At 40.6% G+C, this 21,083-nt stretch carries 23 protein-coding genes and 3 pseudogenes; 11 read left to right on the top strand and 15 right to left on the bottom strand.

Annotated elements, in window-relative coordinates; translation table 11 throughout:
- Nucleotides 1-467 precede the first annotated feature (467 nt).
- The 3 genes from ACY3FQ_RS02985 to ACY3FQ_RS02995 are packed head-to-tail and all read right to left on the bottom strand — an operon-like array spanning nucleotide 468 to nucleotide 2,238.
- Nucleotides 468-1,127: a hypothetical protein gene (locus ACY3FQ_RS02985; protein ID WP_114837880.1), complete on the bottom strand. Its 660-nt coding sequence runs from the start codon at nucleotides 1,125-1,127 to the stop codon at nucleotides 468-470.
- Nucleotides 1,128-1,144: 17 nt separating this feature from the next.
- Entirely contained in the window at nucleotides 1,145-1,576 is a 432-nt protein-coding gene (locus ACY3FQ_RS02990) for a ClpXP protease specificity-enhancing factor (protein WP_114837879.1), read from the bottom strand.
- 8 nt (nucleotides 1,577-1,584) lie between these two features.
- A complete protein-coding gene (locus ACY3FQ_RS02995) occupies nucleotides 1,585-2,238 on the bottom strand; it encodes a glutathione S-transferase N-terminal domain-containing protein (protein WP_114837878.1) in 654 nt (217 codons plus the stop codon).
- Nucleotides 2,239-2,340: 102 nt separating this feature from the next.
- On the opposite strand from ACY3FQ_RS02995, the pseudogene ACY3FQ_RS03000 reads away from it, so the two are divergent.
- Nucleotides 2,341-2,691, top strand: a pseudogene (locus tag ACY3FQ_RS03000) (hypothetical protein).
- Nucleotides 2,692-2,911: 220 nt separating this feature from the next.
- On the opposite strand, the gene rpsI reads toward ACY3FQ_RS03000, so the two are convergent.
- Together rpsI and rplM are read right to left on the bottom strand one after the other, a co-directional pair.
- Nucleotides 2,912-3,298, bottom strand: coding sequence for a 30S ribosomal protein S9 (gene rpsI, locus ACY3FQ_RS03005; RefSeq protein ID WP_004695095.1), 387 nt, complete (start codon nucleotides 3,296-3,298; stop codon nucleotides 2,912-2,914).
- Between the two features lie 12 nt (nucleotides 3,299-3,310).
- A complete protein-coding gene (gene rplM / locus ACY3FQ_RS03010; protein WP_004695096.1) occupies nucleotides 3,311-3,739 on the bottom strand; it encodes a 50S ribosomal protein L13 in 429 nt (142 codons plus the stop codon).
- A 490-nt stretch (nucleotides 3,740-4,229) separates the two neighbouring features.
- Here rplM and pdxA point away from each other — a divergent pair, with 490 nt between their 5' ends.
- The 6 genes and pseudogenes from pdxA (at nucleotide 4,230) to ACY3FQ_RS03040 (ending at nucleotide 8,301) form a co-directional block, all read left to right on the top strand.
- Nucleotides 4,230-5,198: a 4-hydroxythreonine-4-phosphate dehydrogenase PdxA gene (pdxA, locus tag ACY3FQ_RS03015; RefSeq protein ID WP_489773615.1), complete on the top strand. Its 969-nt coding sequence runs from the start codon at nucleotides 4,230-4,232 to the stop codon at nucleotides 5,196-5,198.
- Between the two features lie 65 nt (nucleotides 5,199-5,263).
- Nucleotides 5,264-5,380: pseudogene (locus ACY3FQ_RS03020) on the top strand (IS701 family transposase); the annotation flags it as partial.
- Between the two features lie 50 nt (nucleotides 5,381-5,430).
- Nucleotides 5,431-6,279: a pilus assembly protein PilJ gene (locus ACY3FQ_RS03025; RefSeq protein WP_489773616.1), complete on the top strand. Its 849-nt coding sequence runs from the start codon at nucleotides 5,431-5,433 to the stop codon at nucleotides 6,277-6,279.
- Nucleotides 6,280-6,387: 108 nt separating this feature from the next.
- Nucleotides 6,388-6,606: pseudogene (locus tag ACY3FQ_RS03030) on the top strand (4-hydroxythreonine-4-phosphate dehydrogenase PdxA); the annotation flags it as partial.
- Nucleotides 6,607-6,638: 32 nt separating this feature from the next.
- On the top strand, nucleotides 6,639-7,451 hold the full coding sequence (rsmA, locus tag ACY3FQ_RS03035) for a 16S rRNA (adenine(1518)-N(6)/adenine(1519)-N(6))-dimethyltransferase RsmA (RefSeq protein WP_114837558.1): 813 nt from the start codon (nucleotides 6,639-6,641) through the stop codon (nucleotides 7,449-7,451).
- Nucleotide 7,452: 1 nt separating this feature from the next.
- The gene (locus ACY3FQ_RS03040; RefSeq protein ID WP_489773617.1) at nucleotides 7,453-8,301 is read left to right on the top strand and encodes a symmetrical bis(5'-nucleosyl)-tetraphosphatase; all 849 of its coding nucleotides are present in this window, start codon (nucleotides 7,453-7,455) and stop codon (nucleotides 8,299-8,301) included.
- 43 nt (nucleotides 8,302-8,344) lie between these two features.
- On the opposite strand, the gene ACY3FQ_RS03045 is transcribed toward ACY3FQ_RS03040, so the two are convergent.
- From ACY3FQ_RS03045 to hflX, 5 genes are all read right to left on the bottom strand, one after another.
- Nucleotides 8,345-8,794 carry a DUF2147 domain-containing protein gene (locus ACY3FQ_RS03045; protein WP_004695101.1) on the bottom strand — a complete coding sequence of 150 codons (450 nt, stop codon included), beginning with the start codon at nucleotides 8,792-8,794 and terminating at the stop codon, nucleotides 8,345-8,347.
- Between the two features lie 277 nt (nucleotides 8,795-9,071).
- A complete protein-coding gene (locus ACY3FQ_RS03050) occupies nucleotides 9,072-9,515 on the bottom strand; it encodes a DUF2147 domain-containing protein (protein WP_114837560.1) in 444 nt (147 codons plus the stop codon).
- A gap of 87 nt (nucleotides 9,516-9,602) precedes the next feature.
- Nucleotides 9,603-10,277 carry an LrgB family protein gene (locus ACY3FQ_RS03055; protein WP_004695104.1) on the bottom strand — a complete coding sequence of 225 codons (675 nt, stop codon included), beginning with the start codon at nucleotides 10,275-10,277 and terminating at the stop codon, nucleotides 9,603-9,605.
- Nucleotides 10,278-10,287: 10 nt separating this feature from the next.
- Nucleotides 10,288-10,659 carry a hypothetical protein gene (locus tag ACY3FQ_RS03060; RefSeq protein ID WP_004695106.1) on the bottom strand — a complete coding sequence of 124 codons (372 nt, stop codon included), beginning with the start codon at nucleotides 10,657-10,659 and terminating at the stop codon, nucleotides 10,288-10,290.
- A gap of 43 nt (nucleotides 10,660-10,702) precedes the next feature.
- Entirely contained in the window at nucleotides 10,703-12,034 is a 1,332-nt protein-coding gene (gene hflX, locus ACY3FQ_RS03065; protein ID WP_489774383.1) for a ribosome rescue GTPase HflX, read from the bottom strand.
- A 387-nt stretch (nucleotides 12,035-12,421) separates the two neighbouring features.
- On the opposite strand from hflX, the gene ACY3FQ_RS03070 reads away from it, so the two are divergent.
- Nucleotides 12,422-13,240, top strand: a complete 819-nt coding sequence (locus tag ACY3FQ_RS03070; RefSeq protein WP_489773618.1) for a lysophospholipid acyltransferase family protein — start codon at nucleotides 12,422-12,424, stop codon at nucleotides 13,238-13,240.
- A gap of 10 nt (nucleotides 13,241-13,250) precedes the next feature.
- On the opposite strand, the gene ACY3FQ_RS03075 is transcribed toward ACY3FQ_RS03070, so the two are convergent.
- Nucleotides 13,251-14,792, bottom strand: a complete 1,542-nt coding sequence (locus tag ACY3FQ_RS03075; protein WP_489774384.1) for a phospholipase D family protein — start codon at nucleotides 14,790-14,792, stop codon at nucleotides 13,251-13,253.
- Nucleotides 14,793-14,980: 188 nt separating this feature from the next.
- Between ACY3FQ_RS03075 and ACY3FQ_RS03080 the strand changes: the two genes are divergently transcribed.
- Nucleotides 14,981-15,991, top strand: coding sequence for a metallophosphoesterase (locus ACY3FQ_RS03080; protein WP_078389021.1), 1,011 nt, complete (start codon nucleotides 14,981-14,983; stop codon nucleotides 15,989-15,991).
- A gap of 7 nt (nucleotides 15,992-15,998) precedes the next feature.
- On the opposite strand, the gene ACY3FQ_RS03085 is transcribed toward ACY3FQ_RS03080, so the two are convergent.
- From ACY3FQ_RS03085 to trhA, 3 genes are all read right to left on the bottom strand, one after another.
- Entirely contained in the window at nucleotides 15,999-16,421 is a 423-nt protein-coding gene (locus ACY3FQ_RS03085; protein WP_489773619.1) for a hypothetical protein, read from the bottom strand.
- 142 nt (nucleotides 16,422-16,563) lie between these two features.
- On the bottom strand, nucleotides 16,564-17,877 hold the full coding sequence (locus tag ACY3FQ_RS03090; protein WP_125274296.1) for an MFS transporter: 1,314 nt from the start codon (nucleotides 17,875-17,877) through the stop codon (nucleotides 16,564-16,566).
- A gap of 143 nt (nucleotides 17,878-18,020) precedes the next feature.
- Nucleotides 18,021-18,662 (bottom strand): PAQR family membrane homeostasis protein TrhA, encoded by a 642-nt coding sequence (trhA, locus tag ACY3FQ_RS03095; protein ID WP_489773620.1) that lies wholly within the window; start codon nucleotides 18,660-18,662, stop codon nucleotides 18,021-18,023.
- 106 nt (nucleotides 18,663-18,768) lie between these two features.
- Here trhA and ACY3FQ_RS03100 point away from each other — a divergent pair, with 106 nt between their 5' ends.
- Entirely contained in the window at nucleotides 18,769-19,983 is a 1,215-nt protein-coding gene (locus tag ACY3FQ_RS03100; protein ID WP_489773621.1) for a class I SAM-dependent methyltransferase, read from the top strand.
- A 59-nt stretch (nucleotides 19,984-20,042) separates the two neighbouring features.
- Nucleotides 20,043-20,477, top strand: a complete 435-nt coding sequence (locus tag ACY3FQ_RS03105) for a GNAT family N-acetyltransferase (protein ID WP_489773622.1) — start codon at nucleotides 20,043-20,045, stop codon at nucleotides 20,475-20,477.
- A gap of 32 nt (nucleotides 20,478-20,509) precedes the next feature.
- On the opposite strand, the gene ACY3FQ_RS03110 is transcribed toward ACY3FQ_RS03105, so the two are convergent.
- Nucleotides 20,510-20,851 carry a hypothetical protein gene (locus ACY3FQ_RS03110; RefSeq protein WP_489773623.1) on the bottom strand — a complete coding sequence of 114 codons (342 nt, stop codon included), beginning with the start codon at nucleotides 20,849-20,851 and terminating at the stop codon, nucleotides 20,510-20,512.
- Nucleotides 20,852-21,083 lie beyond the last annotated feature (232 nt).

The raw sequence follows: 21,083 nt of genomic DNA on the forward strand, positions 1-21,083 counted from the left end.
ACAGATGTGGGCATGGGTTAAACGTAAGCGTAAAGAATGGTTAATCGACTCAGTCGATGAGTTATTTCGATTTTTTTTCGAATCCTGTATGAATAATAAAGTAGTTTGACTATAACTTGTTGTTTAACAAGTGGGTTTAATTATATGGACGTCGTCAAAAAATTATCAATATAAATAAATGTAACAAAAAAAGATGAATAAATGTACGACTGAATCCGAGGCTTTTAGTCAGTTTTCGCTACAGATTATGTGATTAATTTTGTGTATTTTAAAAGGAGTGTGATAAAGTTCATTGTTATTTGAAAAAGTGTTTAATTTATTTACTATTGTAACGAAATGTAAATTTTACCATTTGGACAAATAAAAGCAAAAAATAAATTGATTTTTTTGATTTATAACGATGAAATATATAATTATTTTTCATTAAAAAATAAAGGGATGCGCAAAATGAGTGCATCCCTTGGGAATTAGAAAAACATTTGACTTGCTGCGCAATAAAGTCCCCATAAAATAACAATAGCCACAGCAGGCTCAATCAGTTTTGCCCATGTTGGCGTTGGATTTTGCTCTACTACCTGTGTGTGTAGCTGATCTGAGTGGTCTGTTGTGTGTTGATTAACCATTTGATTAAACTCCTTCATCGTCTCTTCTAATGATAGCTCTTCTTCAGGCTTTGGTTTAGAGCCAATCAGTTCTGTTAGCTCACTTGTTGTCCAAACCCAGTCATCAGCCAGACCTGAGAGGTGCTCAATTTGACCGACAAGCAGCTCACGAATTCCATGTTCACCAAAGTTCCCCGTGACATCAAGTTGTTTGAGTTCAGCAAGCTGAAGATCTAACATGGTGGTCAGGCTATGCTCTAAGTCTGGCTTCGCTAACAGTGATTGATTTTGCGGAGACGTGGTGAGGTGCCTTGCAAGTTCTTGAATATAGAGATGATCTTGGGTTTGAATCTCATGATAGAGCTTGGTGCCATCTTGACGCATCAAGGTGATGAGTTTTCCAAGCGAGAGAGTGTTGGCCTCAGAAATATATTGAAGTCGCTCCTCGTCTGAATATTGAATCAGAAGCTCAGGCTTTTGAATTTTAATCTGCTCTGCAAAATATTGTACTAAATCAAAAGCCATATAATTACTCCATTTTATTAATCTAATAATCTTAAACTTGGTTTTTTCTTAGCGGGTTCAGTTTTTTCTTGATTGTCTGATTTTAAAGCATTTTGCTCACTTTGGGTATGATTGTCATACTCACTTGGATCGAAGAATAAGCCCTGTCCATTTTCACGGGCATAAATGCCTATCACAGCATTAAGTGGGACATAAATATCACGAGATACGCCACCAAAACGTGCTGAGAATGTAATCGCATCGTTGCTCATATGTAGCGCATGTACGGCATGAGGGACAATGTTTAAGACAATTTGGCCATCTTGAATAAACTGTTCAGGAACGAGAGTATTGGGCTGGGTTGCATCGACCAATAAATGCGGTGTTAATTGGTTATCACAAATCCATTCATAAATGGCGCGAGCTAAATATGGACGAGTCGGCGTAAGGTTTAATTCTTGATCAGACATAATGTTCTCTACGGCTGTTTAAATTCAGATTGATAATGGTTTTTCTCCTGCAAAGTTAAAGACTTTAAAAATGCAGGACGACTAAAAATACGTTGACAATATAAATAGATTGGGCGGCATTGCTGTTTCGGTAAATGCACGCCCATGCTGTTTAAGCGTAGAAAGATAGGCGCAAGCATGCAATCTAAAATACTAAAGCTTTCCGACATGAAATAGGGGAAATGCTGGAACAATGGTGTTAAGGAAATGAGCGTATCTTTCAGTTTTTTTTGTGCTTTCAGTTTTGCTTGTTCATCGAGTGTATCTGGATGTCGCAGCATCATATCGGCAAGCTTTAACCAATCTTGTTCAAAGCGCCAAATATACTGCCGCTGTTCCGCACGAGGCATAGGTGCATCGGCATAGAGCTTGTTTTGACGATAACGATCGTCTAAATACTCAGAGATGATATTGGCATTAAATAGTTTTAAATCATTTTCAATCAACGTCGGTAGCTGATTATAAGGGTTTAAGCTGGCGAGATCTTCATCATCTGCATCACTTAAAACCAAATGGTATTTGATTTGCTTCTCTGCAAGTACATAACGAATCCAATGGGAGCGAAAATCATCTGCATGGCTATACAGCGTAATTCCTTGAAGCGGAGTAGTTTCGACAGACATATTTCAAGAAACTAGGTGAAGTGAATCGGTTAGAATACTAAAAATAGCCAATAAAATCATCTTAACTTTAATATGCTTATACAATAGAACAACTTGGAATAAATGAAAAAGAAGGATAGAACCATGCAGCTTTGGCTCAGAACCACCCAGTCGATCGCAGTTATTATACTAATGACTTCCATTTCAAGTAGTTATGCTCAAAATCAAGATGCAGCCGAACAAGTAGATGTAGCGCAGCAGAATGCTGAATATGCAGCTTGTATTGCCGATGAAGCCTGTGATGTTGCTACTTCTGTATCTGAGGATTAGATGTATGGCGGCATTCAGCAACAATATACAGTAAAAGGCTGTAAGGTCACTGTTTATAATGATGGGCCTGTGAAAATGGTCGATGAGAAAACCGACGAGCCGTGTAATGCACCACTTCCCAAAGATCATCAATTATCAAAATAAGCTGGAATATGCAACTAGAGGCATGTATAGTCAAATCATTATAAAACTAATACAAATAAGTCGATGAATTATTTCGAGTTTTTTTCGAATCCTGTATGGATAATAAAGTAGTTTGACTATAGTAAGAATAGAGCAGGAAACTTATACTTAAAACTTGAAAATGACGCATAAAAAAAGCCTTGGATAAACCAAGGCTTTTTTGTCCGATTCGGTAAACGAATTAACGTTTAGAGAATTGAGGACGTTTACGAGCTTTACGCAAACCAAGTTTCTTACGTTCAACTTCACGAGCATCACGAGTAACGAAACCAGCTTGACGAAGAGCAGGTTTAAGTGTTTCGTCAGAAGCGATCAACGCACGAGTAATACCGTGACGGATAGCGCCAGCTTGACCACCGATACCACCACCAGCAACAGTGATGTAAAGGTCATACTTTTCAGTAACTTCAAGAAGCTCTAAAGGTTGACGAACAACCATACGAGCAGTTTCACGACCGAAGTATTGCTCAAGAGTACGGTTGTTAATTACGAGCTTGCCTGTACCAGCTGACAAGAAAACACGTGCAGTTGCGGTCTTACGGCGACCTGTACCATAATTAGTAGCCATGTGCTGTATCCCTTAGATGTCCAAAACTTGTGGCTGTTGAGCAGCGTGTGGATGCTCTGTACCTGCATACACTTTCATTTTCTTGATCATTGCATAACCAAGAGGACCTTTTGGTAACATACCTTTAACAGCTTTTTCTAAAACTGCTTCAGGTTTGTGAGCGATTAACTTTTCAAAGTTAGTCTCACGGATACCACCAGGGAAGCCAGTGTGGCGATAGTATTTTTTATCAAGCGCTTTTTTACCAGTCACTTGAATTTCTTCAGCATTGATTACAACGATATAATCGCCAGTGTCAACGTGAGGAGTATAAGAAGTCTTGTGCTTACCACGTAGACGACGAGCGATTTCAGTCGCAAGGCGACCTAAAGTTTTGCCAGAAGCATCAACAACGTACCAGTCGTGTTGAACTTCAGCAGGCTTAGCGCTGAGAGTTTTCATTAAACCACTACCTATTATAGTTGGTTTGGACTATGGAATCTGTCCAAACAAAAGGAGACGCGATTCTAAACGAAGTTGCTCAGAATCACAAATGAAAATATAAAATTTCAAGAGCAATATTTTAAGATATTTCCCAGTATAAAGGAAGAGATCAAAGTTTATTCTTTTTAAAAAAAACACAAAAGAGTTCAAATTTTAAAATGAGGAAACAGCGATATTGAACTTGATGACTTCACTGAATGAAATGCGGGATCATCAGCATAGAACCATTTTAAAATAACGGATAATACAGGAGTTACGACTCGCAATTTCTTTGCTCATGTTTTATATGTTTAAGGCTTTATTTTTTCTTTGAAAGTCGGTGGAATGTGAAAACAGGATAAGTGAGGATTTAAATATAAAAGAATAGGTTCAAGTTGAGTACGGTGAATGCGGAGATACTGGGTGAGACGTTGTATAATAGTCAAAACGCATTTTACTTGAGTTGATTATGCTGCCTTTATATGTCACCAGTGGTGAACCTGCTGGGATTGGTCCAGATATTTGTTTAAGCCTTGCTGCTCGTATAGATGAGCGTCCGATCGTGGTCCTTGGTGATATGAACTTGCTACGTACACGTGCAGCATGTTTGGGATTAGACATTGAACTGATTGAATATTCAGGGCAAGAAGCATCATCAACTCAGGGGCAACTTTATGTTGAGCATGTACCGTTAAGCGAAGCTGTTGTAATGGGTAAGCTCAATTCTCAAAATGCGCCTTATGTCTTAGAGCAGCTACGACGTTCGGCCGATTATGCCATGGCAGGTAAAAGTGTAGGTGTTGCAACTGCACCTGTACAAAAGTCAGTTATCAATGATGCTGAGATTCACTTTAGTGGACACACCGAATACTACCAAGAGTTTGCTGGAGTTGAACGTGTGGTGATGATGCTCGCAACCAAGACGTTGCGTGTCGCGCTGGCTACTACACATTTGCCATTAAGAGCTGTACCTGATGCGATTACCAAAAAACGATTGCATCAAGTGATTGATATTTTAATTCAGGACTTAAAAAGCAAATTCAAAAAAGAGCATCCCCACATTTTAGTGTGTGGCTTAAACCCACATGCAGGGGAGGATGGTTATTTGGGTATGGAAGAAATTGAGGTGATTAACCCTGTGCTGGAAAGCTACCGTACTCAAGGCATAAATATCAGCCTGAGCCTACCTGCCGACACCTTATTTACCCCAGAAAATTTAAAAGATGCCGATGCTGTTTTGGCGATGTATCACGATCAGGGCTTACCTGTGTTAAAATCGCAAGGGTTTGGTGAAGCTATTAATATTACTTTGGGCTTACCGTTTATTCGTACCTCAGTTGATCATGGCACAGCTCTGTCCCTCGCAGGCACAGGTCTTGCGAAAAGCTCAAGCTTACAGGTCGCTGTTGATTTAGCATTAGAATTAGCTCGTCATTAAATAGCACAATCATAATTTTATAGGACTTACGCATTGACGGATTCAAAAAAGTATTAAAATACCGGATCTTTGAAAATGTATATTATTGGCAGAAGAAATTATTTAGACCAATGATCAAAAACTTCATTGATGACTTTATTCTCGATAAAAATCATCTGCTACCACAGAGAGTCTATAAATAACAGTGCGTAAGTCCTATTTTAATAAATTTTATATCAATAAGAGGTTTATCATGTCGATGCTTCTTCACAAGAAGCAGCAGATAAAAACGCCATCGGTGATGAGGAACATAAGCATTGTATCTGTTGTGTGTATGACAAGTATTTTATCGGCTTGTACGAGTATGGCTACAGACAAAAGTCTTTGTGAATTAAAAGTCTTATCACTGTTAATTCCGAGGCAGTCTGAAGAAGCTGTTCAATCGGGTTATATGGAATCAATACGTGCCTTAAAGCAGAGCCAAGAAAAATTAAATCAAACGATGGCTTTAGTACAAAAAAATGAACCGAATGATAGCGCTTTAGCTAATCTGCTTAAGGATGGTCAAATGATCAATAAGAACATTGATATTATTGCGAATAACCAACGTCATTTGAATAGTTTATATGATTACAAACTCGTTGTTTTTGAAAAGATTCCAGGTATTCAGGCTGAATATAATTTATTGACCGATATGATGGCACGCCAAAATTATCCTTCAGATCAAGTGATCATCGCAAAAAATCAAGTTTTCATAGCTGAAAGAATATTACGTTCAATCAATAGTTTATCTGAAATTAATGAGTTTTCTTCAGACAGTATGGAAGATTTTTTAGCTGATTTTGATGTATTCAATACTTATCTTCAGGCACAGCTTAATGGTAATGCTGAATTGGGTGTTAAGCGTGTCAATGATGCAGAAATGCGTGAAGGCCTGCTTTCAATTCAAGAAGATATTCAGATAATTTTAGAATCGAAAGCATTTAATTTACTGCAAAAACGTGAGCCTTTAGAGAGTACATATCAAGCAGCAAGAGAAAATGCAAAAATCTCTGATGACATGTTTATCAAATTGAATCGATTAGAAAGAACTCGACAATAGCGTGTATAGATTTGCTAAATTGATATCTAGGTTGAAAATGATTGGGGCGAAGGTCTTAGATTTTACTTCAAGTATTTTTAAAAGATTCATTTAAGGTCTAAAAAATGAAAACATACAGACGCTGTTTTGGCGATGTATCACGATCAGGGCTTACCTGTGTTAAAATCGCAAGGGTTTGGTGAAGCCATTAATATTACTTTGGGCTTACCGTTTATTCGTACCTCAGTCGATCATCGCACAGCTCTCTCCCTCGCAGGCACTGGTCTTGCGAAAAGCTCAAGCTTACAGGTCGCTGTTGATTTAGCGTTAGAATTAGCTCGTCACTAATGTTCAGTGATTAACTCACGTTGGAAAATTTTATGTATCAAATTAATGCCTTAAACCCTAAAGATGAAGGGCACCATACGCGGAAGCGTTTTGGGCAAAACTTCTTACATGACCAACGTGTGATTGCCAAGATTGTACGTTCAGTTGCACCACGTTCAGGTGATAACATTGTGGAAATTGGGCCGGGTTTGGCAGCCTTAACCTCTCCGTTGATTGGCGAGTGTGACGCACTCACGGTGGTCGAATTAGACCGTGATTTGGCGGCAGGTTTGCCAGGGCGTGTGCCACATCCTGAACGTTTAACCATTATTGAAACTGATGCACTGAAGTACGACTTCACCAATTTATTTGAAGATGGTCGTCCTTTACGGGTTGTGGGTAATTTGCCGTATAACATTTCGACGCCACTTTTGTTTCACCTCTTGGAGTTTGGTGACAAAGTTAAAGACATGCACTTTATGCTACAAAAAGAAGTGGTTGACCGTATTACGGCTTCTCCAAATAGCAAAGAATATGGTCGTTTGTCGGTGATGATTCAGTATTTCTGTAAACCTACGTTCTTGTTTGAAGTACCACCGGGTTCATTTAACCCGCCACCAAAAGTGACTTCTGCGGTGTTCCGTCTAGAGCCGTATGCTGTTAAGCCTATTGTGGCAAAAAATGAAAAAGCCTTGGCACGTTTGGTCTCGCACGTCTTTACCCAGCGTCGTAAAACTTTGCGTAATAGCTTAAAAGGCATGTTGGTTGAAGATGGTTTTGAACAAGCGGGTGTTGATCCGATGGCACGTCCAGAGACTTTAACACTGGCTCAATTTGTGGCATTAGCAGATCAAATGGTGACTTAAGGTGACAGGTGCAGAGATTCGATACAATTATGTCATTGGTGATGTGCAGGGTTGTTTTGAAGCACTAAAAGCCTTGCTAAAGACTATTCAGTTTGATCCTGACCAAGATTTTATTTGGTTTGCTGGGGATTTGGTTGCCCGTGGTGAAAACTCATTGGGTGCTTTACGCTTTATTAAAAAATTAGTAGAGCGTAATGCGGCTGCAACAGTTTTAGGCAATCATGATTTAACTTTGCTGGCGGCTGCACGTGGCATTAAAGCAATTAAAGACAAAGATAACATTCGTGATGTAATTGATGCGATTGATAGTGATGATTTGATTGATTGGCTACGGAAACAACCCCTGTGTGTGTTTCCAAATGCAACCACGGTTCTGACGCATGCGGGCATTCCAACCAATTGGACAGCGGAACAAACTGCTGCTTTAGCCGCAGAAGTTGAGGCGGTCATTGCAGCGGATGATTTTGATGTTGTGGATGCCTTTTTAAAAGAAATGTATGGTAAAGAGCCCACGTTGTGGTCGGATGAACTAACGGGACACGCACGTTTACGTTGTATCGTGAATTATTTGACCCGTATGCGTTTAACCGATAGTACAGGGCGTTTGGAGTTTAGTTTTAAAGACTCACTCAGTGACCCAATGCCAGAAGGCTTCAAACCATGGTTTGAATTTGCTTCACAAGCAGCGCAAACCCATAAAGTTGTGTTTGGTCACTGGGCAGCTTTACAAGGTAAAACCATTTCGGATTCGATTCAAAATGTAGATGGCGGTTGTGTTTGGGGGCATCAATTAATGGCTTACCGTTTAGAAGATGAGGCCTTATTTGCAGTTGATAATCCAGTTCAATAGCACATGCATTAAAAAAGCCACGAACTTCGTGGCTTTTTTATTCTTAGTCGATTCTTAACCAGGTTTGGTTACGACCTAAAGCAGAAACACCGATGTATGCACGTAGAGAAAGACGCTTTCCTGTGGCATTCAGTTTCATTTTCGCATCATAAAGTTTGCCAGACAAAGGATCAATCACACGACCTTTTTCATAATTATTGGTGCCGTCGACATGCTTTAAGCCTTTAATAATGTCCATACCTAAAATTGGTTTATTGGTATATGGCGTAGGGCAATTCACACAAGTTTCTTTTGGGGTATAACCTGGGCGTGGTGTAATTTTTACAATTTTTCCAGTATAAGTATTATTCGATTCTTTACGAATTTCGATAATGGCTTTTGGCGAGCCTGACTTATCATCAATTTGTTGCCATGTCCCTGTTAAGTCCTGTGCAAATGCTCCCCCGCAAAGCATGGACAATGTTAATCCCGCGATAAAAAACTTACTTTTCATATAAGGTTCTCTATAGTTTCACAAAAAGATATCCAAGACACAAAAAAATAAACAGTTTGCACAAGGCAAACTGTTTTGTGTTTAGATATGAGTTAGACAGTTGCCTTTAAAAATTGAAAAATCATACATGTTTAGCTGAAACTCTTTTATTCATTGAATTTGAAACAATCAGACTAAGTTTGATGCAATGTATGAGTGACTCAGGTGGTCTACAAAATCTAAAATGAATCGATCAAATGATTGCGTAGACCAAGCCTGTTCAGTAATAGAACTTAGATTATTCTCGAATCCACGTTTGACTACGACCTAGAGCCGATATGCCCACGTATCCTCGCAAGGTTAAGCGTTTGCCATTCGAACTGAGTTTTGCTTTACAGCTATAAATATTACCAGACAGTGGATCAATGATTTTTCCACCCGTGTAATTGGTATCACCGCTGTGTTTCAAACCTTTCATCACATCCATGCCTAAAATAGGCTTATTGGTATACGGCGCAGGGCAATTAATACACGTTTCTTTTGGTGTGTAACCCGGACGAGGCGTCACTTTAACGATCTTAGCGGTATAGGTCCCATTTGATTCTTGGCGAATCTCAAGGATGGCTTTTGACGCCCCAGTTTTGTCATCAATATTTTTCCAAGTGCCGCTAATATCTTCAGCGAAAGCTGTACTACCCATAACGGTTGTAGCGAATGCGATTGCAAGTGTCAATTTGCTCATGAACAAAATCCTTTTATCATTTAATCAACGACAAACTCATCTTAAGTCGATTTTTTAAACAATACAATTGTTTATGTGAGGAACGTATCACATTTTTTGCAAGTATAGAATAAACAACGGTAACCAGATTGCTGTAAATACCGCATTGACAGCCATTCCAAAGGCTGCATAACGTCCAGCAATACTTCCCCGTTGCCATGCTTGAGCTGTACCGATGGCATGAGCTGCAAGACCTAGCGCTAAGCCCGATGCTCGTTCGTCATTAATGTGTTTGAGGATCAGTGGCGAAAATGCAGCACCAATTACACCGGATAAAATCACGATTAAAATAGCCAGACTCACAGGGGCTTGCAGCAGTGTTGCAATGTTAATTGCGATAGGCGTTGTGACTGCTCGTGTGGCAAATGCCATAATGGTAGGGTCAGACAAATGTAGTAGATAAGCCAGTCCCATCGGCAGTCCGACCGCACTGATACTGGCAAAGACCAAGATGCCCACCACGGCTTTGAGAGGGAGGTCGTCATAGCGCATGGCAGCCAATGGAATTGCTAATGCGACCGTGACATAACCGAGCAGATGGTTAAACACTGGATTGACCTGTGCCATATATTGCTCATACGGAATGTTTAACAATAAGAGCAGAGCAATCACAAAGCACATGCCAAAAACAATCACGGGAATTTGTGGCAGTTTTTTGTTGAGTGGCTTTGCCAGTAAATAGGCAACGAGGGTTAGGAAAAAACCGAAAATAATGGGAATCATGTGCACACTCCTAAAGCCATTTCTTAGACATTTTTGCGTAAACCCACAGTGGAATTAGTGTGCTGACAAATAGCACCACCAAAAACATTGGGATTTCACTGCCTAAATGCGTCATCATCAGCAGGGAGCCTGCACTGATAGGTAGAAAAGCAAAGGCACTTTCTTTCATGATTTTATTGTTGGTATCGACCAAACGTGCTGGAATTTTATGAAATTTTCTCCAACCCAAAAGGACGATTAATAAACTAATCAGTCCAATTAAATTGCCCAGTTCAGGATGTCCAAAACGTCCAGTGATCCATACAGCCGCTTCACGAAAGATGATGATCAGGGCAACCGTGCCGATCCATGCTTTCCAATCAACAGTTTTTATCCATTCCATTTTGTTCTGTCATTAAAATTTTACTTATCACGTTTTAACCGATTTAGCTTTTGATTTCAAATTCTTCGAGTTCACGATGAAATTGTTTTGCTTTCAAACCTAAAATTTCATCAATCGGTAAATGTGCTTGTTTGATCAATTGTTCAAGTTTATGTGGCGCAATATACACTTGTAGGTGTAAGTTGCCCTCATCATCATAATTTTCAGATTGAATCACATTTAGGGCGTACAGTTGATTACGCAATTTGCCATAGGCAGGTTTGAGTAGGACATCAAAGTTTTGAATTTGACCCATCAAGCATTCTTGTACCGCTTGACGTAGTAGATCAAATCCTTCGCCTGTATGTGCTGAGACATAGACACGCTCAGGTACATTGGGTTCAGCGTAAATGATTTTGGTTTGTTCACCACTTTGATCGATCTTGTTATACACCCGTAGAATCGGAATATCTGCGCCAATTTCTTTGAGCACTTTTTCAACAGCTTCAATTTGTTCCATATGGTCTGGACTGCTCGAGTCAATCACATGCAACAGCAAACTGGCTTCTAATGTTTCCTCTAGTGTCGCTTTAAACGATTCCACTAAAGCATGCGCGAGATTACGCACAAAACCAACCGTGTCGGCTAGGACCAGTGGGCCAATACCATCCCATTCCAAACGTCTTAACGTTGGGTCTAAGGTTGCAAATAACTGATCTGCGGCATAAACATCAGATTTGGCTAGGGTGTTAAACAGGGTCGATTTGCCCGCATTGGTATAACCAACCAAAGAAACAGTTGGAATCGCAGCTTTTTGACGTGCAGCACGCCCTTGGATACGGGTCTGACGGACTTTTTCTAATTTATCTTTAAGTTGGCCAACCCGGACACGGAGTAAACGACGGTCAGTTTCGAGTTGCGTTTCACCTGGACCACGAAGTCCAATCCCGCCTTTTTGGCTATCGAGGCTAATGCCTGTACCAACCAATCGAGAAGACAAGTGATCGAGTTGAGCCAATTCGACTTGAAGTTTTCCTTCATGGGTACGGGCACGTTGTGCAAAGATATCTAGAATAAGGCGTGTACGGTCAATGACGCGGCACTTAATAATACGACTCAGATTACGTTCCTGACTAGGAGTCAGGGCATGGTCAATAATCACCAAACCAGCTTCAAGCTCCTCAACACGAGCAGCAATTTCTTCTGCTTTGCCTGAACCAATGAAATATTTAGCATCGGGTTTGAATCTTTGAGCGTGAACATGCTCCAGAATTTCTGCACCTGCCGACTTAGCAAGCAAACGAAATTCTTCTGCATCAAGGTCTTCTAGAATATGAATGGCAACACTGACTAAAATGGTTTTTTCGCCACCTTGCTTCTGCTCAAAATATTCCACTAAATTCGATCTCACATTGAAAACTCTAGTGTAGATGAATTTGTTAATATTGAGCGAAATAGTTATACCTTTGCCTTACATTGAGCGAAATAATTGAACCAAAAGCAGTAAGGTGCCAAAGTATAAAATACTGAGTCCTATAATAAATTTCAGTGCCTGAACAGGATTTAACGGCGGAGCTGGAGGATTCATTTGATCGTTCATATACATACTATGTTTTGTTATTTCGATTGATTTATTTTAATTAATTTGTTTAAACGATTAAAATTGAAAATAATCATCTGGTCCTTCGGTTTTTATGATCAATGCAAGTTACTCAAGATCAGTATAGAATGATTCGAAATCAATGATTAAATGTTGAATGAAGCTGTGCCAAGTGAACCGTCTATGCAATCAAATACTGAAATAAAAACAACATCAATAAAAGCTGTCTCTAAGCTTTTTCTGTATGGTAAAAAGCTGGCTTCAGGGCTTGGCACTGTGTCCGAAGGGTTTTATTTGGTCTATCGACATGGCTTGTATAAAGACATTAACAATCCACAAAATACCCGTTACGTGCAGTATTTTTGCCGTCGACTGTGCAAGGTGTTTAACATTGATGTGCATGTCCACGGGGATATTCCGCGTAAGCCTGCACTTTGGGTCAGCAATCATATTTCATGGTTAGATGTCGCGGTTTTAGGCTCAGGCGCACGAGTTTTCTTTTTGGCCAAGGCTGAAATTGAAAAATGGCCTGTGTTTGGCAAGCTGGCAAAAAGTGGTGGAACTTTGTTTATTCAACGTGGTTCAGGCGATTCCATCAAAATTCGAGAGCAAATTACAGCATTTTTAAAACAAGATATTCCTGTGCTATTTTTCCCAGAAGCGACCACGACCGATGGTTCTAAAGTGAAAAAGGTTCATGGACGTATTTTAGGCGCAGCAATTGAGGCCCAGCGTGATGTGCAAATTTGTTTGCTTTGCTATGTGAATCAACAGGGCGGACTTGACCAAGTCTCTCCGTTTATCGGTAACATTAGTTTTGCCGAGCATGTTAAAAAAGTACTAGAAATGCCAAAAGTCACGGCACATTTAGTTGCGCTGCCAGCGATTTGTACCGCAGGACATACGGTTGAGAGTTTAACGGCACTGGTCCAACAAAAAATGGTGCAAGGTTTGGCCGATTTACATCAGAAAGTTTTGAAGTCCCAACCCAACATGCAATAAGCTTGAAGGCTTACATAAAGCCTTCAATTGGTAGCCAAGAGACGACTTTGAGACCAGCACGTTTGAACCAATTCATTTTGGGTTCAGTGGTATAGGTTTTGGTAGAACCATCAGCTTGTTTGATTTGCCAGTTAATGTTTTTATTTGCATCTAAAACCAGCTTATAGGCATATTTACTGAGGTTTTGGTCCATGGTGTAGTGTACCGCTTTGGCCAGCGGTGGACTGTTCAGTAAAACCCCAATTTCTGTATTTAAGTTGGCAGAGCGGGGATCAAAATTAAATGAACCAATAAAAACCTGTTTCTCATCAATGGCCATGAGTTTGGCATGTAGACTCGAGCGGCTTAATCCTTTGATGCTGACTTTGGCTTTTTTCGAAATTTCTTCATTGTTTTCGTTTAGGGCTTCGGCCGCAGGCGTGGCTAAAAACTCATAGAGATGAACACCGCTTTTCAGCAAGTCTTCACGATATTTTCCATAGAAAGCATGCACCAACGGTACATCATTGGCTTTAAATGAGTTGGTCAATACGCGGACTTGAATGTCACTCTGTGCTAGGTTAGCCAGATGTTTTTTGCCTTTACGCTCAGGTACAAAATAGGCTGAAATAATGTCGATGCTTTCCATTGGCTTTTCTAAATGGGTTTGCAACTGGAAGTTTAAATGTTCTTCTTTTTTTGCCCTTGATTTGATTTTACTCGGTGAGTCTTTCACCACTTCGGCTTTGACCCAATCGAATTGGATACTATCATTTAACCAGTGTTCAAAGGCTTGCGAACGATTGGCTAGATCGAGATAATTTTGGACGGTCACTTCCTGATAGTGCTGCGCTAACTGAGTTTTTAAACCTTCATAACGCAAGCTGTAATGGTTAGCGTTGACAATTTGACGCACTGGAAAGGCATAATCGTCATTCCAGTATTCATCGAAAGAATGCACAATTTCATCTGAGGCAGAGCCGACCAACATTACATCAACATCGGAAAACTGATAACTGTCGCTGACGTTATAATATTGATTGCTCATGTTGCGCCCACCAATCAACGAAATTTGATTATCGGCAATGAAACTTTTATTGTGCATACGACGGTTGATGCGTTTTAAATTTAAGACCATATCCATCGGGCGATAGTGACGGAAGCGGTAGGGGTTATACAGTTTGATGTCGATATTAGCGTGTTGATCGAGCGCCAAATAAATGCCTTCCATTTTCTTGGCATTGTTATCATCGATTAGTAAACGAACCTTCACCCCGCGATCAGCGGCTTTCAAAATAGAATAAAGCGCTAAAGAACCAATACGATCGTTGTCCCAAATATAGTATTGTAGATCTAAGGTCTTTTCTGCCTTATCAATGAGATGGATACGCGCGGCCAACGCTTCGAGTGGATTATAGAGAACATGGAAACCTGTAAGGCCTGGATTTTGTTCACGTAAAGGCAGAACGATTTTGCCTAAACTGGTTTGATCTGTTGGCAAATCAAAGGCATAGACGGGCGTCTGTGGGATCTGTTTGGGTAAGGTGTTACACGCTGGGACAGTCAAAACCATACAGCTCAGCAACAATAGTTTAGCACCTTGCTGAGTCGAAGATGAGCGGAATGAAGTTTGTTTCGCTAAGCCGTGAGGTTTTTCCATCGTCATAAAGTCTATAAATTTGGTTTGAGTATAATTCTGAGCTGTGAAAAGATAAACAGAAGATTATGTGTTCTTGATGAACAGTTTGTGAGTAAAAGTCTATGATGAATATACACTCCGTCGTGTTCTATTTTTATATTGCGATGGCCTTGCTTGCGGGGTGGGCGGTGTATCAGGCATGGATCAGTCAAACCAATACGGAGACTATTCATCCGTTTAAAGCCTTTGTGCATTTGTTGGCTTTTTATCTCTCTTATTTACTCATTCCTTTGTTTTTCTTTAGCTTATATGCAGGTTTTCAGGGCTATTATTCATGGCATGAAGCTATTTTTGTGTTTTTGGTCAGTGGTGTACTGTGTTATGCACGTTTCATTGAACCGCATTTTGTCCATGTCAAAACCACTCAATATCAAATCCAAGAAGATTATAAATTACTCAAACCCGTTCGTATTGCGTTAATTGCCGATTTACATATTGGTCTATTTTCAGGGCATGAGCGACAGCTGAAAACCATCGTCAAACGACTGAATGAACAAAAACCTGATTTGGTGGTGGTAGCTGGGGACTGGACTTATGAACCTGAAAATACACTGGCAGAAGAATTAGAGGTGTTGCAAGAAATTAATGCCCCAGTCTATTCGGTCAATGGTAATCATGATGAGCAATATCCAGGTCCGCCGATTCAAAATTTGTTAAGACATGCTTTGAAGGTGAATAATGTGATTGATATTGAAGGTCAGATTGTTGAATTTGAAGAGTTTCGTCTGATTGGAGTCGGAGATTTGTGGGCCGGCAAGGCGGATATGCGTTTTATGCCGCATTTACCGCAGGACAAGCCGTGGGTCATCCTATCGCACAATCCAGACACGATCGATATGGTACCCGCTTTACCCAGCCGTCCTTTAATGCTTTCAGGTCATACCCATGGTGGTCAAGTTGAGCTGCCATGGCTCACAGACTATGTAATGAAAAAAGTGTCTATATTAGGACACAAAAAAGGTTTGTACCGACATGAACATGCGGATGTGTTTGTCACGGTTGGAACAGGCATGGTGGGTGTGCCGTTTCGTTTTCGTGTACCACCGACGATCGATATTATTGAACTGATTTAAGTTGGGTTTAGAACCAATAAAAAATAAAGCTTAAAACCAAAATGACCACAGCCAAAACGATCCAAAGGTTGTGATTTTTTGTATGGAGCTCTTGTAGGTCTTGTATTGCATCGAGGTTATTCACTGTGGTGCTATGCGGGCTTTGTGGCTGTTGTTGTGTAAAGCTGCGTCCTTCAGACACAAGGGAGCTGTGGTGTCTTAATTCAGCAGTTGGTATGCTTTGTTGTTGATGTCGTTTATGGCGATACATGCTTTTTAGTGCAGCATCATGCCGCTTTGTGAGTTCAGTCACGATCTCTTGTGCATCATCGTATTGAAAAGCAGTATGTGTGGCGATGTATTGAATGGCTTGAATAATTTTATTTTCTTCAACTAATACGATGACATCAAGGAGTTGTTCATTGGTGAGTTGTTGTATTTTTTCATCCATTTTTCGATCCTATTCATCTGTATCTCTCTCTATTTTTGAAGTAAAACGACAGATTTTAAATATGGTTTTTGTAGCGTTTGTTAACGCATTGGTATAAAAAAACCAGCATCATTGTGCTGGTTTTTAGACATCAAATTCAGGGTTAAATTTGATTATTGACATCATCATTTTTGGTTTCACGGATCATTAAGAACGCACATAAAGACAGAAGCGATGCCGCCGTGAGGTAGTAACCCACTGCATGTAAACCATAGGTGGTTGCAAGCTTGGTGGCAATGAGAGGTGCAAATGATGCTCCAAAGATCCCCGCAAGGTTAAAGGTCAGCGCTGAACCTGTATAACGAACGGATATTGGAAAAATTTCAGAGAGCACGGTACCAATTGGTCCATAGGTTAAACCCATGATGGATAAACCAATACATAGGAATAAGAACACAACAAGGGTACTGCCTGATTCCAACATGCTTGAGAATACTAAACCAAATAACGCCGCAGCAATACAGACTGCAATAGAGGTGGTTTTACGACCAAATTTTTCCGCAAAAACCGCAGACAAAGGGATGAATGCAGCAAAGCAGAGGGTTGCGACCAGTTGAAGTTGTAAGAACTGTTCACGGGTGTAACCCAGCTGTTTGGTACCCCATTGTAAAGCAAATACTGTCGTGAGGTAGAACACCACAAAGGTGCAGATGGCTGCAATGGTACCTAAAATTAACATGCCCCAGTGCTTGGTGATCACTTCTTTAAATGGAATGTTAACTTCTTTTTGCTTGTCTAAAACTTTCTGGAACGCGGGGGTTTCATGGAGTTGTAAACGAATCCAGAGGCCTACAATCACCAGTAAAGCACTTGAGATAAAGGGAATACGCCAGCCCCAAGTCATGAACGCTTCTTCAGTCATAAAATGACCCAGCGTTAAGAATGAACCCGTTGCTAAGATAAAGCCGATCGGCGCGCCCAGTTGGGGAAACATGCCATACCAAGCACGCTTACCTTCAGGTGCATTTTCTGTGGCAAGCAATACCGCACCCGACCATTCACCACCTAAGCCGAGACCTTGACCTAAACGACACAGCGCAAGCAGTAATGGTGCGGCAATTCCAATTTGTGCATAGGTGGGTAATAAGCCGATACACACGGTTGAAAGTCCCATGGTCAGCAAAGCTGCAACCAAGGTCGCCTTTCGGCCGATACGATCACCTAAATGTCCAAAGAGTGCAGCGCCAATCGGGCGTGCAATAAAGGCAATCGCGAAGGTTGCCAAAGACTGAATGGTTGCAGTCATTGGATCGGTACTTGCTGGAAAGAACAGGTACGGAAAAATAATGACAGCCGCAGTGGCATAAATATAAAAATCGAAGAATTCGATAGTTGTACCTACCAGACTGGCTGTAAGTACGCGGAATTTTGAGTTTACAGGCTGCTGTTCAGCAACAGCAGTATTTAATGACGCCATGGTAGACCTTACACTTAAAAAATAGTCGAACTGAGTTTTAAAAGCGTCATCTTTTTAAAAAAGGCGTAATTTTTTAAAAAAATACGAATGTTCCTCGAACAGACTACGGAATTAGGGTTACTAAAAAATGTAGTGTGCGCGGGTTATATCACGTAAAGATAAATGGACAGGAAATGTGATCCTGCACCAATCAATACAAAAATATGCCAGATAGCGTGCGTATATCTTACCTTTTTTAGCGCATAAAACAATGCACCGATGGTATAGGAAAGTCCACCAATGATTAAAAAAGTCAAAGCTGGTTTAGATAAAAAGCGTTGCATATCATCCATTACCAGTACAGCCAACCAACCCATAAGCAGATAAGCAATCAGTGAAATTTTTTCAAAGCGATGAATGAAAACTAACTTGAATAGTGTACCAATGAGTGCAATCACCCAAAGTGCAATGAGTAGGTAATGGGCTTTTTGTGTGGGCAGTGCGATAGACAAAAATGGAGTATAGGTGCCTGCAATCAGATAATAAATGGCAGTGTGATCTAATTTTTTATACCAGCCGCGACGCTCTGGAGATTCCGCAAGATGATACAAGCTTGATGCGGCAAATAATAAAAATAGGCTCAAAGCATAGACCCACAGCCCGATCCACTGCGCTGTTTCTAAGTAAGACCCTTTGATAATCAATAAAATACCCGCTATGAGTGCAAGACCTGCTCCAATAGCATGGCTAATAAAATTGATTCTTTCTTCAACTGGATCGTAGTTTACAACAGGGTGAGCGCTCATAAGTCATGTGCATTTTTATAAAATATACAACTGTATCGTAATTCAAATTTGCATTTAGCGTAAGACGCTTTAAAATTTAATCGCAATTCTTTTTTTGGTTTCTATTATGACCGTTTCGGTATCGTCCTCTGCGCAAGAGCAGCAATTCCTTCAAGCCTTCCAGCAAGCGCTTGAATCTCAAAGTTTTGATCGGATGATTCTGAGTCAATATCAGGGTGAACTGGAGCAACTCGAGAAGATGACTTTTCGAGTCGTCATGTTGCAAGGACAGCTTGTATTGAGCTGTTTATATCGCCATAAAACCCAAGATGTCACCAAAAATTATTCATTAGACACAGCACTTGATACGGTAACTGCACTTTTGGCGCAGTGTAAACAAGCCAATCTGCTGACAACTGAACAAGAGTGGCAACTGAAGAAGAACAAGAAGAAAGCCATACTGACGCAAAGTAAAAATAAAACGGTAACCAAAGCTGTTGAGCAGAAAGGTCATGACCGTGTCAAACAGCGTTTTGTCGATCAAGACAGTTATTTCTTACAGCCGCTTGGTATTACCGATGAAAAAGCGCACATCATTCCCAGTATGGCGCGTAAGTGGAAGCAGATTAATAAGTTTGTCGAAATTTTCTCAGGGGCACTAAGTCATATTCAGCTGCCTGAACAACTGCGCGTGGTCGATTTTGGCTCAGGAAAAGGCTATTTAACTTTTGCTTTGTATGATTATTTGCTGAAGCAAGATCTGAACCCTTTTGTGACTGGGGTTGAGCTAAACAGCAAGATGGTGGAATTCTGTCAGGAGGTTGCGAACAAGTCGGATTTTCAGCAACTTGATTTTTTTCAGGGTGATGTTCGGACGTACCAACCTGAACGCCTCGATGTGATGATTGCGCTGCATGCATGTGATGTCGCGACGGACTTTGCGATTCATACCGGCATTCGTTTAAATGCTGAAATGATCATGTGCGCGCCGTGTTGTCATAAAGAATTACGCCCCCAGCTGAAAGCTCCGCTCGTGTTGCAACCCATGTTGCAGTTTGGCATTCATGCAGGACAGCAAGCTGAAATGCTGACCGATACTATTCGTGCCTTGTTACTCAAAGCCTATGGCTATGAAACCAAAGTGTTTGAGTTTGTAGCACTTGAGCATACCAGCAAAAATAAAATGATTTTGGCAACCAAGCGTAAGGATTATCAAGCGCCCGATGTTGCTGTCTTGGCACAAATTCAAGCCTTGAAAGAGATGTATGGTATTCAAAAGCATTCACTGGAATTGCTGTTGAATAATCAATGGGATCAGCAAGATGTAGGCTGTAAATGCTGATCTGAACATCACTTTTTAGTGCAATCACCAATATAGAGATGATTTATAGGGAAATGAAAATGTCAAGCTTGAGAATTACGCACGGAACATGGGAAGAGTTGCAACAGGCTGCGAAAATGATTCGTGAGCAGGTCTTTATTCAAGAGCAAAACATTGATGCTGAAGATGAATGGGATGAGCAAGATGAAATCGCAGTTCATTTTGTGGTCTATGAACAAGATCAAGCCATCGCCACCGCACGACTTTTGCAAAATCATAGTATTGGTCGTGTTGCAGTTTTAAAGTCACATCGTGGTTTGGGCGTAGGCAAAGTCCTGATGCAGGCGGTGATTGCATATGCCCAACAGCAACAGCGTCCATTTTTAGTCTTGTCCTCTCAAGTGCATGCGCAAGCGTTTTATCAGGCTTTGGGCTTTATACAAGAGGGTGAGGAGTATTTGGATTGTGGTATTCCACATATCCACATGCGTTTATCATCCATAAAAAAGCCCTGATCTTTCAGGGCTTTTTTATTAGTCACAGCATATTAGTGACCATGTTCAGATGACATTTTCGCGTGTTCATCAGCATTCATACTGTGCTCATCAGCGGTTACATGTTCTGTGGTATCTTCAGAAGCTGCTTGAGCTCTTGCTTCACGCGCTTCTTTATCCGCTTGTGCTTTGGTAATGGCTTCTTCAGACATTGCAGGCGCATTTTTAAAGGCATGTTGCTGAGAGTTTTGCTGCGTTTGCTGACTTGGCATATAGTCAGGCTCATTGGTAATCGCAAGGTAGAAGATACCTAAGAAGATTCCACTTAAAATGAAAGCAATAATCAGTGCTTTCCAACCCCATGGTGATTTTTCAGGAGAAGTATTGTCAGTCATGTGCAACAGCCCAATTGAATAAAAATAAATCTAAAACTATGTAACTTTATAACACAAAAAACGGTGTCGGGCTTGAAAAGAATGCACTATAATAAGTCAAAATTAGATGCTGAATCAGCAGGTTAATTTTGTTGTGTGCTGAGAGTGCAAAAAAGGGATCTGCCGATCACTGCTGTCCCATAGTTTGCTTTAAATAAAAAAACCTGAGTCCTAACAGTTAAAATATGAGTGA

The sequence above is a fragment of the Acinetobacter sp. AB03 genome, assembly GCF_058107045.1.

What these genes read in the sequence shown, in the direction of transcription:
- ACY3FQ_RS02985 (WP_114837880.1), bottom strand. Translation starts at nt 1,127, where the DNA reads ATGGCTTTTGATTTAGTACAATATTTTGCAGAGCAGATTAAAATTCAA.
- ACY3FQ_RS03090 (WP_125274296.1), bottom strand. Translation starts at nt 17,877, where the DNA reads ATGGCGTCATTAAATACTGCTGTTGCTGAACAGCAGCCTGTAAACTCA.
- pdxA (WP_489773615.1), top strand. Translation starts at nt 4,230, where the DNA reads ATGCTGCCTTTATATGTCACCAGTGGTGAACCTGCTGGGATTGGTCCA.
- ACY3FQ_RS03110 (WP_489773623.1), bottom strand. Translation starts at nt 20,851, where the DNA reads ATGACTGACAATACTTCTCCTGAAAAATCACCATGGGGTTGGAAAGCA.
- ACY3FQ_RS03055 (WP_004695104.1), bottom strand. Translation starts at nt 10,277, where the DNA reads ATGATTCCCATTATTTTCGGTTTTTTCCTAACCCTCGTTGCCTATTTA.
- ACY3FQ_RS03045 (WP_004695101.1), bottom strand. Translation starts at nt 8,794, where the DNA reads ATGAAAAGTAAGTTTTTTATCGCGGGATTAACATTGTCCATGCTTTGC.
- ACY3FQ_RS02990 (WP_114837879.1), bottom strand. Translation starts at nt 1,576, where the DNA reads ATGTCTGATCAAGAATTAAACCTTACGCCGACTCGTCCATATTTAGCT.
- ACY3FQ_RS03050 (WP_114837560.1), bottom strand. Translation starts at nt 9,515, where the DNA reads ATGAGCAAATTGACACTTGCAATCGCATTCGCTACAACCGTTATGGGT.
- ACY3FQ_RS03070 (WP_489773618.1), top strand. Translation starts at nt 12,422, where the DNA reads ATGCAATCAAATACTGAAATAAAAACAACATCAATAAAAGCTGTCTCT.
- ACY3FQ_RS03085 (WP_489773619.1), bottom strand. Translation starts at nt 16,421, where the DNA reads ATGGATGAAAAAATACAACAACTCACCAATGAACAACTCCTTGATGTC.
- rsmA (WP_114837558.1), top strand. Translation starts at nt 6,639, where the DNA reads ATGTATCAAATTAATGCCTTAAACCCTAAAGATGAAGGGCACCATACG.
- ACY3FQ_RS03075 (WP_489774384.1), bottom strand. Translation starts at nt 14,792, where the DNA reads ATGGTTTTGACTGTCCCAGCGTGTAACACCTTACCCAAACAGATCCCA.
- ACY3FQ_RS03080 (WP_078389021.1), top strand. Translation starts at nt 14,981, where the DNA reads ATGATGAATATACACTCCGTCGTGTTCTATTTTTATATTGCGATGGCC.
- rplM (WP_004695096.1), bottom strand. Translation starts at nt 3,739, where the DNA reads ATGAAAACTCTCAGCGCTAAGCCTGCTGAAGTTCAACACGACTGGTAC.
- ACY3FQ_RS03100 (WP_489773621.1), top strand. Translation starts at nt 18,769, where the DNA reads ATGACCGTTTCGGTATCGTCCTCTGCGCAAGAGCAGCAATTCCTTCAA.
- ACY3FQ_RS03060 (WP_004695106.1), bottom strand. Translation starts at nt 10,659, where the DNA reads ATGGAATGGATAAAAACTGTTGATTGGAAAGCATGGATCGGCACGGTT.
- ACY3FQ_RS03105 (WP_489773622.1), top strand. Translation starts at nt 20,043, where the DNA reads ATGTCAAGCTTGAGAATTACGCACGGAACATGGGAAGAGTTGCAACAG.
- ACY3FQ_RS02995 (WP_114837878.1), bottom strand. Translation starts at nt 2,238, where the DNA reads ATGTCTGTCGAAACTACTCCGCTTCAAGGAATTACGCTGTATAGCCAT.
- ACY3FQ_RS03025 (WP_489773616.1), top strand. Translation starts at nt 5,431, where the DNA reads ATGTCGATGCTTCTTCACAAGAAGCAGCAGATAAAAACGCCATCGGTG.
- rpsI (WP_004695095.1), bottom strand. Translation starts at nt 3,298, where the DNA reads ATGGCTACTAATTATGGTACAGGTCGCCGTAAGACCGCAACTGCACGT.
- trhA (WP_489773620.1), bottom strand. Translation starts at nt 18,662, where the DNA reads ATGAGCGCTCACCCTGTTGTAAACTACGATCCAGTTGAAGAAAGAATC.